Here is a 14,822-nt window from a genome sequence, read left to right as displayed (position 1 = left end):
AGACCGCGTCAACGGGTGGTCGGTCCACCCTTGACGCATAGCACTCTTCCGGTTGCCCCTGCCGGCACCATCAGAACTTGTATCCGGCAAGGCGCGGCAACCATGTCGCCAGATCGGGAAGGGCCATGATGGCCAGCATCCCGCCGATCATCAGCAGCACGAAGGGCGCTGCGCCCCGGATGACGGTCGACAGGGGGCTGCCGGTAATCCCCTTGATGACGAACAGGTTCATGCCGACGGGCGGCGTGATCATGGCCAGTTCCAGGTTGATCATCAGCAGGACGCCATACCAGATCAGGTCGATGTCGAGCGCGATCAGTGCCGGCAAAAGGATCGGCGTGGTGATCAGGATGATCGCGATGCTTTCCAGGAACATGCCCATCACGAAGATCATCGCCATGACGACCAGCATGAAGACCAGCGGCGTCAGGTTCATCGCCACGATCAGTTCGGATACCTGGTTCGGCAAACGGATGATGGTGATCGCATTTCCGAAGACGGCGGCACCCGCGATGATGGCAAAGACCATCAGCGAAGTCAGGACCGTGTCTTTCAGGCAGGCCGTCAGGACGCGTGGTCCCAGGTTGCGATACACCAGGGCACCGACCAGCAGCGCATAAAGGCAGCCGACGGCCGCGGCTTCGGTTGCGGTGAAGATGCCGAAGTAGATGCCTCCCATGACCACGGGCGGCATCAGCAGCGCCCAGATCGACTTGTTCATCGCCGCAAGCACCGCCCGCCAGCCGGGAAAGGGCGCACGATCGATCTCGCTGGAGCCACGCGCGCTGATCAGGCAGAACACCGCGAAGACCAGGGCCAGCAGCAGGCCCGGAATGATGCCCGCCAGGAACAGGGCGCCGATCGAGGCATTGGCGACGACCGCGTAAAGGATCATCGGGCCGGATGGCGGGATCAGGATGCCCAGCGTCCCGCCGGCCGCCACCAGGCCCAATGCGCTGCGCTCGGGGAAGCCATAGCGCTTCATCTGCGGGATTGCCGTCTGGCCGATGGACACGGCCGTGGCGACCGACGAGCCCGAGATGGCTGCGAAGATCGTGCAGCTGAGGATGGTCGCGACGCCGATGCCGCCCTTGACGTGGCCGATCAGCGTGTTGGCCATCCCGAACAGGTCGTCCACCGCGCCCGACCGGATCATCAGCTGCGCCATCAGGATGAACAGCGGGATCGTCAGCAGCACGGGTGAATTGAGATGCGCGAAGACCGTGTCCGCCACGCTTTCGACCGAGCCTTCGAAGAAGAACAGCACCGTCGAGCCGGTCAGCAGAAGCGCCGCGAAGATCGGGATCCCCGACAAAAGCAGCGCGATCAGCCCGATGACGATCAGGATTCCCGTCATGTCTCGTCCCCCTTCATGGCGCGCAGCAGGCGCAGCAGTGCGGAAAGGCCCAGAACGATCGCACCCGGAACCATCGGCGCCTGCACCCACCAGACCGGGACCTCGAGGGGGCCGGTGGAATAGGTGCCGAAGTCGCGGTTGAACATGACGGTATGCCAGGCCGACCAGGTCAGGATCGCGGCGCATCCCAGCACGCAGAGCGCGGCCCAGATTTCAAGCCTGCGGCGGGCCCGCGGTCCGGTCGAGGCGGTCAGGATATCGACGCCGATATGCTGGTCCAGCAGAAGCGCGCTGCCCAGCCCGCAAGAGGCGATCGCGACGACCAGATAGCCGGTCAATTCGTCCACCCCGTTCAGCGGGGTGCCCAGAAGATAGCGATAGAAGACCGCCACCACCACGGCGGCAAAGCCCACCGCCACAAGCGCTGCCGAAACGGCCGCAAGCGCATGGATCGGCCAGGCCAGAAGGGTCCAGGCCGAACCGTGCCGGCCCGCCGCAACCTTGTGGTCCCCGGACGGATGGGCCATCGTCATTGCACCATTCCATCGACCAGCTGCAGCAGTTCGGCGACGTCCTCGCCACCCTCTTCGGTGAAGGCGTGGTCGAAGGCGGGCTGCATCACGGCGCGCATCGCCTCGTTTTCCGCGTCCGTTGCAACATGCAGCGTCACGCCCTCGGCTTCCAGTTGGGCGGGCGCTGCCTGTTCGGCGGCCAGTCCGTCTTCGACCGCCCAGACAGCAGCCTTCCTGCCGGCCTCGTCCAGGGCTGCCTTTTGCGTATCCGACAGTCCGTCATAGAAGGCCTGGTTCATGTAGCCGTTGAAAAAGACCGAGATGACGGGCGATACCGTCATGTGGTCCTGAACCTCGTAGTACTTGCGGGAATAGGCGGCGGCCACATCGGTGATGGCCGCGTCGATGACGCCGGTGGAAAGCGCCTGGTAGACCTCGGACCCCGGCATCGAGCTGGTCGCGGCCCCCATGGCGGTCAGGCTGGTATCGAAGGCCGGGTTCAGCCCGCGGATCTTGATCCCCTGGAAATCGGCGGGCGCGATCAGCGGCTTGCCGTTCGAGGTGAAGACGCTCATCCGGGTCTGGAACAGCCAGGCGATGTTCTTCAGCCGCTTTTCCTCCATCAGCCCTTCCAGAAAGGCGGCGGGTTCGGAATCGGGCCATTTGCGCCAGATCTCGGGATCGCTGAAGGCATAGGGGCGCAGGGTCACGTTCATGGCGGGCAAGGTCTTGCCCCACTGGAAGTTGACCGAGAAGGCGCATTCGAAGCTGCCCTTCGCGACCGAGGGGATGTTCTCCTCGGGCTTTGCAAGGGCGTTGGCTCCGAAAAGCTGGACGTCCAGTTCGCCGTTCGACAGCGTCTCGACCTCGGCAGCCCAGCGTTCGATGACCTGCGCCACCTCGTGCTGGGGCGGCAGCTGGTGGCTGCAGCGGATGGGCGTTTCCGCCAGAGCCGGGATCGCGGTCAGGGCGACCAAGGCCGTGCTGGCAAGGATCGTGCGTGCGTTCATGTGGGTTCCTCCTCCCCGTGTTGTTGTCCTGTCAGGCCGCGTGGGCCTGCCAAGTCATTCCCTTGGGCAGCCCGGCCTGCGCCAGGGTGCCGTGCAGCTTTTCGTCAGGCATTTCGCGTGCCAGGATCTCGCGAATGGCGATGACCTCCTCCAGGTCGATGCCGGTGCTGATCCCGGCCGTCTCGAACAGGTAGACCAAGTCCTCGAAAACGACATTGCCGGTGGCGCCCGGCGCAAAGGGGCAGCCCCCCAATCCTGCAAGCGAGGCGTCGAAGACACGCGCCCCCGCGTCATAGGCCGCCAAGGCGTTGGCCAGACCCAGACCCCGCGTATCATGCAGGTGAACGATATAAGGCCGGTCGCCCATCAGCGCCGTCATGCGGCGGCAAAGCTCCGCGATCTGGCGCGGCCCGCCATAGCCCACGGTATCCGCGATGCCGACCAGATCGACGCCCGCCCTCAGGCAGGCTTCGGCCAGGCGTTCGACTTCGGCCGGATCGACAGGACCCGCCAGCGAACAGCCGGTCGCCATTGCGATGCCCACGTTGATCAACGTGGTCGAACGGGCTTCGTCGCGCAGACGGACTGTTGCGGCGATCTCGGCCAGCGATTGCTCGCGCGGGCGGCGGGCATTGGCCATGTTATGGGCTTCCGTGGCGGACAGCACTACGGTCAGTTCCGTCACGCCCGCCTCCAACGCGTCCCGAGCACCCCGCCCGTTCAGCGCCAGCCCCAGCGAGTGCGCGCCCAGGCTGTTGACCAGATCGGTCAGTTCGCGCACGTCCGCGAATTGCGGAAAACGGCTGGAGGGCAGGAACGACCCGACCTCGAAGTGGCGCACGCCGGCGGCATGTTCGCGCCGGATCCAATCCGCCTTGGCTTCGGTCGAAGGGAAGCTTTGCGTCAGTTGCAGCCCGTCGCGAAGGCCCACCTCGCGCAGGATCACCCGGTCGGCCGGATAGACGCGTTCCGCATCGCCCGCCATCACGCGCGTTCCATCTGCGGCAGGGCGGACAGGATCTCGGACGTGTGTTGCCCGACCGACGGCAGGTCCGCGTCAACCGGCCGCGGCGCCTCCCCATCGACCGAGAAGGGCAGGCCCGGCGCGCGGAAGTCCTTCTTGTCGGCATAGCGCGAATGGATCAGGCCGCCGGGGCGGGTCACATGCGGATCGTCATACATCTCGGCCGGGCGCGCGATCGGCGAACACAGCAGGGCCGCGGCCTCGCAGGCGGCCAGCAGGTCGGCATAGTCGCGCGTGGCGACGGCCTCGGCGACCATGGGCAGGGTCCAGCTTCGCGCGGCGATCTGGTCGGGGCGGGTCTGAAGCCGCGGATCCGAGAGCAGTGCCTCCAGCCCCAGCACCCGGCACAGTGCCGTCCATTGCGTCTCGGTCACGGCGCCCAGGAAAATCTGGCGGCCATCGCGGGTCCGGAAGATGTCATAAACGGGCCACGAGAAGATGCGTTCCGGCATCGGCGGGCTTTCGGTTCCTTCGATGTCGAACTGCACCATGTGCTGCGCGACCAGCAGCAGGCAATTTTCGAACAGGCCCGCGCGCACGATGCTGCCCTTGCCGTCCTGTTCCCGCGCGATGATCTGCGCCAAGACGCCGTAGGCTGCGAACAACCCCCCCATGATGTCGTTGGCCGAGGATCCGATCCGTAGCGGCCGGCCGGTCGGCCCGGTCATATAGGCCATGCCGGTCATCATCTGCACCAGTTCGTCCATGGCGGCGCGGTTTTCGTACGGTCCTTCCAGGAAGCCCTTGCAGGACGCCGCGATCAGCCGGGGAAAGCGCTTGCGCAGGCTTTCGGGATCCAGACCCATCTTCGCCAAGCTTTCGGTGCGGAAGTTCTCGACGAAGACGTCGGCCGTGGCCAGCAGGCGCTCCAGGTCAGCGCGGCCCTCGGGCATCTTGATGTCCAGCACCACCGATTTCTTGCCCCGGTTGAAGGTGGGGAAGAAACCCGCGCCCATGCCGGTCAGGTTGCGGGTCTTGTCACCCTCGGGCGGTTCGATCTTGATGACTTCGGCGCCCAGGAAGGCCAGGAACATCCCGCAGGACGGTCCCATGACCATGTGGCTCATCTCGACGACGCGGATGCCGTCCAGGGGCAGATGCATCGGTTATCCTCCCGTTCCTCTGGCCTTGGACGTTGCCAAGCGCCGGGGCTTCGCACAAATAGAAGATTCAGATATGCGGTTTCAGATAATCAGAAGGCCGACCGGATGCCGTTGAACCTGCGCCAGCTTCGCTATTTCGCCGAGATTGCCCGGATCGGCGTGATGGGCCACGCGGCCGAGGAGCTGGGCGTCGCGCAATCTGCGCTGAGCCATCACATGTCCGAGCTTGAATCGCAACTGGGCGTGCGCCTGTTCGACCGTCGTCCGCGCGGCGTGACGCTGACGCCCGCGGGCGAGCGGCTGTTTGAACATGCCCAAGCCATCCTAGGCGCACTGGAACGTGCCGAGACGGACGTTCGCGACTTCACGGAACAGGTTTCTGGCCCCTTCGTGCTGGGCTTGTGCCACACGGCGACCGAGGTGGCCGCCTTGGGCATCATGCAGCGCGTGGCCGAGCAACTGCCCGGCGTGCACCTGAGCATCGTCGAAAGTGTCAGCGGCAACCTGCTGGCGATGATGCTGCGGGGCGAGATCGACCTGGCCGTCGCCTATCAGCCGCCTGACGACAGCCGGTTCCACACCCTGCCGATCCTGAACGAACATCTCTATCTGGTGGGGCTTCCGCAGATGATCGGTGCCCAGGATGCCCCGATCTCCTTCGATGACCTGCCACAAGGGAAAGTGCTGGCGCTGAACCTGGTCCGATCCTCGCGCTCGATCGTGCACAGCCAGTTCCTGCGCCGCCAGATCATCCCGCACCCCCAGCTTGAAATCGAATCGCTCAGCGCGCTGATCCAGGCGATGCGCGCGGGCTTGGGCTGTTCCATCCTTGCCCGCGCGACGGTGGCCGATGACCTTGCCAAGGGTGGCCTTCACGCCCGCAAGATCATCCATCCCGAACTGAACCGCACCCTGTACCTTGTCACGATGGCAAACCAGCCAAGGCGACGGGCGGATGATGAGATGAGCAAGCTTGTTCTTGCCGTCCTGGATGAGGCCGTCGCCGAAGGTCGATGGCCGGGTGAAAGCCTGACGCGATCAGGGGGACAGGCTCGATGACAGTGGATCGGGCGCCGGGCGCCGAAGGGGATCAAGGTCCAGGATCAGTTGCAGGAAGCTTGTCCGGATCGAAACGATCGGGGCGCGCGGCAGCAAAGGCCGGTAATGCAGCGCAATTCCGTGCCACGGCCGCAATGCGGGGCAGGTGGCTATAGTCCACGCCCCAGCGGCTGGCATTGTAAAGCTGCGGGATCAGCACGCAGTCGGCCATGGTGGGCCCCTCGCCGTGGCAGAAGCAGCCGGTCGTCCCCTTGGCCAGCAATGCCTCGAAGGATGCAAGGCCGCTGCGGATGTTGTCGGTGTTCCACCTTTCCCGGGCCATGGACCCGCCAAGCGCCTCGACCCGCTTCAGCACGCGGAGATTTGAGATCGGGTGGATCTCGCTTGCGACGATTTGCGACAAGGCGCGGACCCGCGCCCGCCCGGTCGGGTCCAAGGGCAGCAGTCGGGGGCCAGGCCGCGTCTCGTCAAGGTATTCGATGATCGCCAGGGATTGCGTCAGAACCAGACCGTCGATCTGCAGGACAGGAACCAGGCCCTGTGGGTTCATGGTCAGATGGTCGGGACTGCGCTGCGCGTCCGCCATCAGGTCGACCGGCGCCCGGTGATAGGCGACCCCTTTCAGTGCCAAGGCAATCCGTACCCGGTAGGATGCCGAGGAACGCCAGTACTCGTGCAGAACGACCTTCACGGCTGCGCGGGCAGCACGGTGCCGGTGCAGGGACCAAAGCCGATCTGGTAGCCGTCGCCCTGGGCAGTTGCGAACAGCGTGATTTCGTCGCCGTCCTCGATGAAGATGCGGGCCTGACCTGCGACCGTGACAGGGGTCTTGCCACCTTCCGTCATCTCCAGCAGCGCGCCCACCTGATCCGGCGAAGGGCCGCTGATCGTGCCCGACCCCAAGAGATCGCCAACCCGCATCGGGCAGCCGGAACTGCTGTGATGGGCCAGTTGCTGCGCGGATGAATAATACATGATGTTGTAATTCGTCCGGCACATCACCTGCCCGTTCAGGGACCAGCCGACCGTCAGGTCATAAAGGCCGGGACGGCTTTCCTGAAGATGGGGCAGCAAAGGGTTTGCCCGCTCTGCCCCCTTGCAGCGAAACGGCTCCAATGCGGCCTGGGTGACGATCCAGGGGCTGATGGTGGTGGCAAAGGCCTTGGACTGAAACGGACCCAGCGGCTGATACTCCCAGGCCTGGATGTCGCGGGCCGACCAGTCGTTCAGCAGGACATAGCCGAAGATCATGTCCTCGGCCTCATCGACGCTGACGCGGCTGCCCATCTGGCTTGGCTGGCCCACGATGGCCCCCAGCTCCAGTTCCAGATCCAGCCTGCGGCAGGGAACCCATTCCGGGCCGCTCTCCCCCTTCACCTGACCCATCGGTCGGCGGACCGGCGTGCCCGAGACGACAACAGAAGACGCCCGCCCGTTATAGCCGATGGGCATATGCGTCCATTGCGGGGGCAGGGCGTTTTCCGGCCCCCGGAACAGCACGCCCACGTTGAAGGCATGGTTCCGTGACGCATAGAAATCAGTGTATTCCGTAACGTGGATCGGCAGGTGCAGCGTGGCATCCGCCATTGGCACCAGCGCCACGTCGCCCGCACTGCCCTCGGCCAGCAGATCGGTCAGGCTCGCGCGCACCTTGTCCCATCGGGCACGTCCAAGCGCCATGAAGTCGTTCAACTGCGGTCGGGCGAAGGTGCCGCCCGCATCCAGCAGGCCCCTGGTCTCGCATTCCGCCAGATCCACGATCATGTCGCCAATGGCCGCCCCGCAGCGCGGCATGTCCCCTGCCACGGAAAAGACGCCATAGGGCAGGTTGTTCAGGGGAAACGGGCAGCTGGCATCGTTCGCGCTGTCCAGCCAGGACCGGATCAAGGCCATTCCCGGCCTCCTTTCATCTTGGAAAAAATATCCCACGGGGGTCGGGGGGTGTGAAACCCCTCGTCTTCGGGATCCTCACTTCACGCCGGGCGTGCCGTCGAACTTCTTTTCCAGGCGTTGCCAGACTTCCATGTATTCCTGCTGCATCGGCGCCTCCTTGGCGGCGAATTCCGTCAGGTGCTGGGGAAAGCGCGTTTCGAACATGAAGGACATGGTGTCCTCCAGCTTCTGCGGCTTCAGGTCGGCATTGCTGGCGCCCTCGAAGGCGTCGCGGTCGGGACCGTGGGGCAACATGCAATTGTGCAGGCTGATGCCCCCCGGCGCGAAGCCCTGGGGCTTGGCGTCATAGACGCCATAGATGTTGCCCATCAACTCGGACATGATGTTCTTGTGATACCAGGGCGGGCGGAAGGAATGCTCGGCCACCATCCAGCGTTCGCGGAACAGCACGAAGTCGATATTGGCCGTCCCCTCCTGCCCCGAGGGCGCGGTCAGCACTGTGAAGATCGACGGGTCGGGATGGTCGAACAGGATCGCGCCCACCGGAGAATAGGTCCGCAGGTCGTATTTGTAGGGGCAGTAATTGCCATGCCAGGCCACCACGTCCAGGGGCGAATGACCGATCCAGGTTTCGTGGAACTGGCCGCACCACTTGATCACCACGCGGGACCGTGTTTCGCGATCCTCGAAGGCCGCGACCGGGCATTTGAAGTCGCGCGGGTTCGCCAGGCAATTGGCACCGATCGGGCCACGATGGGGCAGATCGAACTTCTGGCCGTAATTCTCGCAGACGAAACCGCGGCACGGCCCCTCCAGAACCTCGACGCGGTATACCAGGCCGCGCGGAATGATCGCGATTTCCTTCGGCTCAAGGTCGATGACGCCCAGTTCGGTGCAGAACCGCAGCCGGCCTTCCTGGGGCACGACCAGCATCTCGCTGTCGGCGGAAAAGAAGTATTCGTCCTGCATCGACCGCGTGACCAGGTAGACATGAGAAGCCATGCCGACCTGGATGTTTACATCGCCCGCCGTGGTGATGGTGCGCATCCCGGTGATCCAGGTCAGATCCTGATCCGGCACCGGGATCGGATCCCAGCGATACTGGCCCAGGCTGGTGATGCCGTCGTTGATGTGCGGCGCTGTCTTCCAATAAGGAACATCGATGGGCGCAAAGCGTCCCGTGTGATGGACCGAGGGACGGATGCGATAGCACCAGGTCCGCTCGTTCTGGCCGCGCGGCGCGGTGAAGGCGGTGCCCGACAACTGTTCCGCGTAAAGGCCATAGTTGCATTTCTGCGGGCTGTTCTGGCCCTGGGGCAGGGCATCCGGCAGCGCCTCGGTCTCGAAGTCGTTTCCGAAGCCCGGCATATAGCCTGCCGTGGCGCGGGTTGCGGCGGATCGGGTCATGGCCATCCCTCAAGACTCATTGCTGATGCAACGAATTATCGTTGCTTGCGCAACGGTGTCAATGATGATCTGCTGGGGCTTGCCGGCTTCAGCCATTTCTTCCGGATCACGATGAGCTTCGATCTCGACGATTTCCTGCCCTACCGCCTGTCGGTCGCGGCCGCCCATGTCAGCCGCCGCTTCGCCGAACGCTATGCGGCCGAAGCGGGGCTGACGATCCCCGAATGGCGGGTCCTGGCGCATCTTTCACGGTCGGGCATGGTCAGTATACGCGACATCAACCGGCGCGTGAACCTGGACAAGTCGATCGTCAGCCGGGCGGCAAGCCGGCTGGAGGAAGCGGGCCATGTCCTCAAGTCCGGCCACGACCGCGACCAGCGGCTTGTGGCGCTGCAACTGACTCCGCAGGGTCACGCCCTGATGGAAAGGCTGGGCCGGATCGCGCAGGCCTATCAGGCCGAGCTTCTTGCCGAACTGGGCGAGGACGGGCCAGCCTTCCGCCGCGCGCTGCTGCGTCTGGCGCAGCACGCCGAGTGACTGGCGATCACCTTGATGTCAGCCAGACGCCCAGCATCGTCACCGCAAGGCCCGCGAAGATCAGCGCGGTCAGCGGCTCGTCGAACAGCGCCCAGGCCCAGACCATCGTGACGGGCGGACACAGATAGATCGCGGCGCTGACGCGGGCTGCGGAAAACAGGCGCAGGCTGGTGTAGTAGACGGAATAGGCCAGGAAGGTCCCCAGCAGCACAAGCCAGGCGATGCCGATGGCGAAGTCGCGGGTCAGGGGCGGGGCCAGGCTGTCGCCGGTCACCAGGGCGCAGATCCCGAACAATGCCGCGCCGGTCAGCGAATGGATGCACAGCGCCTGATGAACCGGCATGTCCAGCGACCTGCGGCCCTTCAGCAGGACCGATGCCAAGGCAAAGACCAGCATCGAGCCCGCCGTCAGCCCATAGGCCCAGACCGGGGCGGCCCCAATGGCCAGGCTGTCCAGCGACACGATCAGCACCCCTGTGACGGCGACGGCGGTGCCCAGCCATTGACGCGGGCTCAGCCTTTCGCCCAGCACCGGCTGAGACAGGGCGGCAATGGCCAGGGGCAGAAGATCGGCCATCAGCGCCACAAGGCCGGTCGGCACCCCCCGCCCGATCGCCAGGGCAAAGCCCCCCAGGTAAAGAAACACCGCCATGACGCCGAAACCCATCTGCGACAGGACAGCCCGCCATTCCAGCCGCGGCCCGAAGGCCAGGGCAAAGGGCATCAGGATCAGTCCCGACAGCAGCGTCCGCCAGAACAGCAGCAGGACGATCCCGGCTTCCTGGTTGGCATAGCGGATTCCAACATAGCCCGAACTCCATCCCAGGATCAGCAGCCCGGCCATGATGGGCCACAGAAGGGGGTGCCGGTCGGCAGCGGGGGCGGCGACAGTGGTCATGGTGTGCTTGTCCGTTCGGGGGCGGTCTTCAGGACCATAACCGTCGAACTGCCCGTTCGAGACATGACAAATCCAGATATAGATATGACAAGCCATTAAGCCCCGTCATATCAGCGTGCAGTTTGGCGGCGATCTGTCATGCTGGACTTGCAACAATCAAAGGCCGCTGATGTCCGACCAGATGATCGCCCGGCTCGAGATCGACGCGCTGCGCGCCTTGCGGGCGATCCGCCAGCATGGCGGGATCACACGGGCGGCGCAGGCGCTTGGGCTGACGCAATCGGCAGTCAGCCACAAGATCAAGCGGCTGGAAACCAGCCTGGCCTGCGATCTTCTGTCGCGCAGGCCCGGGGCGCCGCTTTTCACGCCTGCCGGGCAGGATCTGCTGGACTATGCGGATCGCATCCTGGATCTGCATGACGAGGCGCTGACCAGCCTGACCCGGACGACGCTGGCCGGGCGCATCATGCTGGGCCTGACCGAGGACACCAGTTGCAGCGACCTTTCGCGCATCCTTGGCCGCTTCCGCCGGCTGCACCCGCAGGTCAGCGTCCGCACCAAGGTCCGGATGAGCCTTGTGCTGCGCGCCATGCTGGACCGCCAGGAACTTGACGCCGCGATCCTGCAGGTCTTCGCCCATGAGGTGCGGCCGACCGACGTCGTGCTGTTTCGCGAAAGCCTGCACTGGGTCAAATCCCCGGCACTGCCGCTGCCGCCCGAAGGCGGCGCGATCCCGTTCCTGTCCTTCGACGAACAGTGCTTCTATCGCCGCTGGGCGGTCGACATCGGGCAGGACGGCGGCGCCAGCCTGGAAATCGTCTTCGAATGTTCAAGCGCCGCGGGCATCGCCGCCGCCGTGTCCGCCGGGTTGGGCGTGGCCTTGCTGAACCGCCGCCACCTGCGCCCCGAGATGGAGGTCATCCGCGACCGCCTGCCCGATCCGCCGCCCCTGGCCTATGTCATTCGCCGTGCCCGCAAGGCGCGCAATCCCGCGCTCGACAGCATGGTCAAGGGGATCGAGGCCGAGATCTCGCGCCAGGGCGGTCTGACGCTGGCGGTCTGACGCAGGGCTTGATTGATCTGCCCAGGCACCGCGTGTATTTATACTGTCGACAATCCTCATGATCTGGAGATCGGACGATGCCCGACAGCGCAGCCCTTCCGGAACGCAGGCGCGGCTCGGGCGTCAGGATGGTTTATGACCAGCTTCGCGACGAGATCCTGGATCTGGAACTGCTGCCCGGCAGCCCCATCGACGAGGTCCAGCTTGCCGAACGCTTCGGCATGTCGCGCACGCCCATCCGCGAGGCCTTGGTGCGCCTGGCGGGCGAGGGGCTGGTCGAGACGCTACCCAACCGCTCGACCATGGTGTCCAACATCGACTTCCTGAACCTGCACACCTTCTTCGACGCGATGACGCTGATGTACCGGGTGACGACAAGGCTGGCCGCGACCTATCACCGGCCTGCCGACCTCAAGACGATCCGCAAGCATCAGGCCCGCTTTGCCAAGGCGGTCGAAGCGCAGGACGCCTTGGCCATGATCGCCTCGAACCGCGACTTTCACGCTGCCATCGCCGAGGCCGGGCGCAACCCCTATTACACCAGCCTGTTCCTCCGGATCCTGGACGAAGGACGGCGCCTGCTGCGGCTGTATTACCAGTCCTTCGACGACCGGCTGCCGCAGGAGTTCGTGCAGGAACACGAGGACATCATCGCCGCCATCACCGCACGCGACATCGACCTGTGCGACCGGCTGGGCAAGGGCCATGCCGACCAGATCATCCGGCAGATCCAGCATTTCCTGGCCCGCGACGAACGGCAGCCGGTGTCGCTGTAGCCGTCAAATCTTGTCGACAAGTAAAATGCAAATGCTAGAGTGCCCGTGAAAGAATCGGCGCCGATGCCGCCTGCCTGTCGAAAGGATCCCCGATGAACACCCAGATCTTCACCGGCGTCATTCCCGCCCTGATGACGCCCTGCACCGCCGACCGCCAACCCGATCACGACGCGCTTGTCCGCAAGGCGCAGGAATTGGTCGCGGCAGGCATGTCGGCCGTCGTCTATTGCGGGTCGATGGGCGATTGGCCCTTGCTGACGGATCAGCAGCGGATGGAAGGTGTGGAACGCCTGGTCGGCGCGGGCATCCCGGTCATCGTCGGGACAGGGGCGGTCAATTCCGCTGCCGCCGTCGCACACGCGGCGCACGCTCAGAAAACGGGCGCCGCGGGGCTGATGGTGATCCCGCGCGTCCTGTCGCGCGGCCTGTCGGCCACGGCGCAGCGCCACCATTTCAAGGCGATCCTTGCCGCCGCGCCGGATCTTCCCGCCGTGATCTACAACAGCCCCTATTACGGGTTCGAAACCAAGGCCGACCTGTTCTTCGCCCTGCGGGCCGAACATCCGAACCTTGTGGGCTTCAAGGAATTCGGCGGCGCCAAGGCCATGACCTATGCGGCCGAGCATATCACCAGTGCCGATGACGGCGTGGTGCTGATGGCGGGCGTCGATACCGGCGTCTATCACGGCTATGTCAAATGCGGCGCGACCGGCACGATCACTGGCATCGGCAACGTCATCCCGCGCGAGATCCTGCATTTCGTGGCCCTTGCCAAGGCCGCGGCAAACGGCGACCTGGACGCCCGCGCCCGCGCCAAGGAGATGGGCGAGGCGCTCGAGGTGCTGTCGTCCTGGGACGAGGGGACCGACCTGGTCCTGTATTACAAGCACATGATGGTGCTGCAGGGCGATCCGGAATACAGCCTGCACTTCAACGAGACAGACGAATTGACCCCCAGCCAGAAGGGGTGGGCCGAACGCCAGTTGCGCCAGTTCCAGGCCTGGTACGGGGAATGGAGCAAGCTTCCGGGCGCGGTCCAGGCCTGCAAGCCCTGACCCTGCCAAGGCCCCCGGCGATCCGGGGGCCTTTCGCCTTCAGGCAATCGCATCCAGCCCGAGCGCCAGGAAACGGTCGAGTTGCGCCAGTTCGGCCTGGGTCAGGTCCACCCCCTCGGCCTGGGATCTCGCGCGTGCGGCGAAGCGGCGTTGCGAGGGCAGGCGGGCGCCCTGGCCCTGGATCGCCTCGAACAGCAGTTCCGCCCGCGCGAAGGGATCGCCGCGCCGGCCCGCCGCAAAGCGTTCCGGCGACAGGGCGATGACCAGCTCGCCGTGGAAGGGTGCCAGCGTGGTCGTGCCCAGGAAATCCAGCACCTCGGGACTGGTCAGGTCGCCGATCATGACCCCCGCCAGCAATTCGATCATGGTGCCGATGGCCGATCCCTTGTGCCCGCCAAAGGGCAGCATCGCCCCGCCAAGCGCCGCCTCGGGGTCGGTGGTGGGCTGGCCGTCCGCGTCGATGGCCCAGCCCTCCGGCAGGGACTTTCCGGCGCGGCGGTGCAACTCGATCTCGCCCCGCGCGGCGACCGAGGTGGCGAAGTCGAAGACATAGGGCTGTTGCCCCTGCCGCGGCCAGCCGAAGGCAAAGGGGTTGGTTCCCAGCAGCGGCTTCGTGCCGCCCGCAGGGGCGACGGTTGCGTAGCTGGGGCACATCACCATCGCGGCCAAGCCGTGGGCCGTCACCGCCTCGACCTCGGGCCACAACGCCGCGAAATGGGCACAATCATTCACCACCATCGCAGCCAGGCCCAGGTCGCGGGCGCGATCCGCCAGCACCGGCAGGCCCAGTTCGAAGGCGGCATTGGAAAACCCGCCACCGGCATTCACCCTGACGATGGCGCCGTTGTCGGCCCCTTCTACAAAGGGCTTTGCCGTTCCCGAAACCTTGCCCGCCTTCAAGGTCCGCAGCACTCCCTCGATCCGATAGATGCCGTGCGACTTGCAACCGTCGCGTTCACCGGCCGAGATGACGCGCGCCAGCGGTCCCGCCTGCATGGCGTTCATTCCCGCCCGCAGGAAGATCCGCTGGACCCTGTCCTCCAGTTCCGTCATGGAAAGCGTGCTGTTCATGCCCTTGTCCGTCCCCTGCAACCGATGGCCCTGCAACCTGCCGGGGTCATAGCAGAT

General features: G+C 65.2%; 15 protein-coding genes. 5 read left to right on the top strand and 10 right to left on the bottom strand.

The features are described 5' to 3' along the window. Positions 1-70: 70 nt before the first annotated feature. From FIU66_RS17785 to FIU66_RS17765, 5 genes are read right to left on the bottom strand one after another with little or no spacing between them, the layout of a single operon-like run. Positions 71-1,357, bottom strand: a complete 1,287-nt coding sequence (locus tag FIU66_RS17785) for a TRAP transporter large permease (RefSeq protein ID WP_167624216.1) — start codon at positions 1,355-1,357, stop codon at positions 71-73. After that, positions 1,354-1,884, bottom strand: a complete 531-nt coding sequence (locus FIU66_RS17780; RefSeq protein WP_167624215.1) for a TRAP transporter small permease — start codon at positions 1,882-1,884, stop codon at positions 1,354-1,356. The genes FIU66_RS17785 and FIU66_RS17780 overlap by 4 nt, the downstream gene beginning before the upstream one ends. 2 nt (positions 1,885-1,886) lie before the next feature. Then, positions 1,887-2,879: a TRAP transporter substrate-binding protein DctP gene (gene dctP, locus FIU66_RS17775; RefSeq protein ID WP_167624214.1), complete on the bottom strand. Its 993-nt coding sequence runs from the start codon at positions 2,877-2,879 to the stop codon at positions 1,887-1,889. 31 nt (positions 2,880-2,910) lie between these two features. Next, positions 2,911-3,864: a hydroxymethylglutaryl-CoA lyase gene (locus tag FIU66_RS17770; protein ID WP_167624213.1), complete on the bottom strand. Its 954-nt coding sequence runs from the start codon at positions 3,862-3,864 to the stop codon at positions 2,911-2,913. After that, positions 3,864-5,006, bottom strand: coding sequence for a CaiB/BaiF CoA-transferase family protein (locus FIU66_RS17765; RefSeq protein WP_167624212.1), 1,143 nt, complete (start codon positions 5,004-5,006; stop codon positions 3,864-3,866). Before FIU66_RS17765 ends, FIU66_RS17770 begins: the two co-directional genes overlap by 1 nt. 105 nt (positions 5,007-5,111) lie before the next feature. On the opposite strand from FIU66_RS17765, the gene FIU66_RS17760 reads away from it, so the two are divergent. Then, positions 5,112-6,065: a LysR family transcriptional regulator gene (locus FIU66_RS17760; protein ID WP_167624211.1), complete on the top strand. Its 954-nt coding sequence runs from the start codon at positions 5,112-5,114 to the stop codon at positions 6,063-6,065. 31 nt (positions 6,066-6,096) lie between these two features. Here the strand turns inward: FIU66_RS17760 and maiA are convergent, their stop codons facing one another. The 3 genes from maiA to hmgA form a co-directional block, all read right to left on the bottom strand. After that, on the bottom strand, positions 6,097-6,756 hold the full coding sequence (gene maiA, locus FIU66_RS17755; protein WP_167624210.1) for a maleylacetoacetate isomerase: 660 nt from the start codon (positions 6,754-6,756) through the stop codon (positions 6,097-6,099). After that, positions 6,753-7,958: a fumarylacetoacetase gene (fahA, locus tag FIU66_RS17750; RefSeq protein WP_167624209.1), complete on the bottom strand. Its 1,206-nt coding sequence runs from the start codon at positions 7,956-7,958 to the stop codon at positions 6,753-6,755. The genes maiA and fahA overlap by 4 nt, the downstream gene beginning before the upstream one ends. A gap of 75 nt (positions 7,959-8,033) precedes the next feature. Beyond that, complete coding sequence (gene hmgA, locus FIU66_RS17745) at positions 8,034-9,365, bottom strand: homogentisate 1,2-dioxygenase (RefSeq protein WP_167624208.1); 1,332 nt, start codon at positions 9,363-9,365, stop codon at positions 8,034-8,036. A 111-nt stretch (positions 9,366-9,476) separates the two neighbouring features. Between hmgA and FIU66_RS17740 the strand changes: the two genes are divergently transcribed. Next, on the top strand, positions 9,477-9,902 hold the full coding sequence (locus tag FIU66_RS17740; protein WP_167624282.1) for a MarR family winged helix-turn-helix transcriptional regulator: 426 nt from the start codon (positions 9,477-9,479) through the stop codon (positions 9,900-9,902). A 7-nt stretch (positions 9,903-9,909) separates the two neighbouring features. Here FIU66_RS17740 and FIU66_RS17735 read toward each other — a convergent pair whose 3' ends face one another. Then, positions 9,910-10,800 carry a DMT family transporter gene (locus tag FIU66_RS17735; RefSeq protein ID WP_240544822.1) on the bottom strand — a complete coding sequence of 297 codons (891 nt, stop codon included), beginning with the start codon at positions 10,798-10,800 and terminating at the stop codon, positions 9,910-9,912. Between the two features lie 169 nt (positions 10,801-10,969). Here FIU66_RS17735 and FIU66_RS17730 point away from each other — a divergent pair, with 169 nt between their 5' ends. From FIU66_RS17730 to FIU66_RS17720, 3 genes are all read left to right on the top strand, one after another. Next, positions 10,970-11,863 carry a LysR family transcriptional regulator gene (locus FIU66_RS17730; RefSeq protein ID WP_167624207.1) on the top strand — a complete coding sequence of 298 codons (894 nt, stop codon included), beginning with the start codon at positions 10,970-10,972 and terminating at the stop codon, positions 11,861-11,863. 77 nt (positions 11,864-11,940) lie between these two features. Continuing rightward, positions 11,941-12,639, top strand: a complete 699-nt coding sequence (locus FIU66_RS17725) for a GntR family transcriptional regulator (RefSeq protein ID WP_167624206.1) — start codon at positions 11,941-11,943, stop codon at positions 12,637-12,639. A gap of 92 nt (positions 12,640-12,731) precedes the next feature. Next, positions 12,732-13,694 carry a dihydrodipicolinate synthase family protein gene (locus FIU66_RS17720; protein WP_167624205.1) on the top strand — a complete coding sequence of 321 codons (963 nt, stop codon included), beginning with the start codon at positions 12,732-12,734 and terminating at the stop codon, positions 13,692-13,694. Positions 13,695-13,733: 39 nt separating this feature from the next. On the opposite strand, the gene FIU66_RS17715 is transcribed toward FIU66_RS17720, so the two are convergent. After that, positions 13,734-14,765, bottom strand: coding sequence for an Ldh family oxidoreductase (locus tag FIU66_RS17715; RefSeq protein ID WP_167624204.1), 1,032 nt, complete (start codon positions 14,763-14,765; stop codon positions 13,734-13,736). Between the last annotated feature and the right edge of the window lie 57 nt (positions 14,766-14,822).

The sequence above is a fragment of the Paracoccus sp. AK26 genome, from assembly GCF_011801365.1.
Classification (GTDB): Bacteria; Pseudomonadota; Alphaproteobacteria; order Rhodobacterales; family Rhodobacteraceae; genus Paracoccus; species Paracoccus aerius.
Note: the sequence above shows the minus strand (reverse complement) of the source record. Positions and strands in the feature narration are given on the sequence as shown.

What these genes read in the sequence shown, in the direction of transcription:
- FIU66_RS17765 (WP_167624212.1), bottom strand. Translation starts at nt 5,006, where the DNA reads ATGCATCTGCCCCTGGACGGCATCCGCGTCGTCGAGATGAGCCACATG.
- FIU66_RS17770 (WP_167624213.1), bottom strand. Translation starts at nt 3,864, where the DNA reads ATGGCGGGCGATGCGGAACGCGTCTATCCGGCCGACCGGGTGATCCTG.
- FIU66_RS17715 (WP_167624204.1), bottom strand. Translation starts at nt 14,765, where the DNA reads ATGAACAGCACGCTTTCCATGACGGAACTGGAGGACAGGGTCCAGCGG.
- FIU66_RS17760 (WP_167624211.1), top strand. Translation starts at nt 5,112, where the DNA reads ATGCCGTTGAACCTGCGCCAGCTTCGCTATTTCGCCGAGATTGCCCGG.
- FIU66_RS17730 (WP_167624207.1), top strand. Translation starts at nt 10,970, where the DNA reads ATGTCCGACCAGATGATCGCCCGGCTCGAGATCGACGCGCTGCGCGCC.
- FIU66_RS17780 (WP_167624215.1), bottom strand. Translation starts at nt 1,884, where the DNA reads ATGGCCCATCCGTCCGGGGACCACAAGGTTGCGGCGGGCCGGCACGGT.
- FIU66_RS17720 (WP_167624205.1), top strand. Translation starts at nt 12,732, where the DNA reads ATGAACACCCAGATCTTCACCGGCGTCATTCCCGCCCTGATGACGCCC.
- FIU66_RS17785 (WP_167624216.1), bottom strand. Translation starts at nt 1,357, where the DNA reads ATGACGGGAATCCTGATCGTCATCGGGCTGATCGCGCTGCTTTTGTCG.
- dctP (WP_167624214.1), bottom strand. Translation starts at nt 2,879, where the DNA reads ATGAACGCACGCACGATCCTTGCCAGCACGGCCTTGGTCGCCCTGACC.
- FIU66_RS17740 (WP_167624282.1), top strand. Translation starts at nt 9,477, where the DNA reads ATGAGCTTCGATCTCGACGATTTCCTGCCCTACCGCCTGTCGGTCGCG.
- hmgA (WP_167624208.1), bottom strand. Translation starts at nt 9,365, where the DNA reads ATGACCCGATCCGCCGCAACCCGCGCCACGGCAGGCTATATGCCGGGC.
- FIU66_RS17725 (WP_167624206.1), top strand. Translation starts at nt 11,941, where the DNA reads ATGCCCGACAGCGCAGCCCTTCCGGAACGCAGGCGCGGCTCGGGCGTC.
- FIU66_RS17735 (WP_240544822.1), bottom strand. Translation starts at nt 10,800, where the DNA reads ATGACCACTGTCGCCGCCCCCGCTGCCGACCGGCACCCCCTTCTGTGG.
- fahA (WP_167624209.1), bottom strand. Translation starts at nt 7,958, where the DNA reads ATGGCCTTGATCCGGTCCTGGCTGGACAGCGCGAACGATGCCAGCTGC.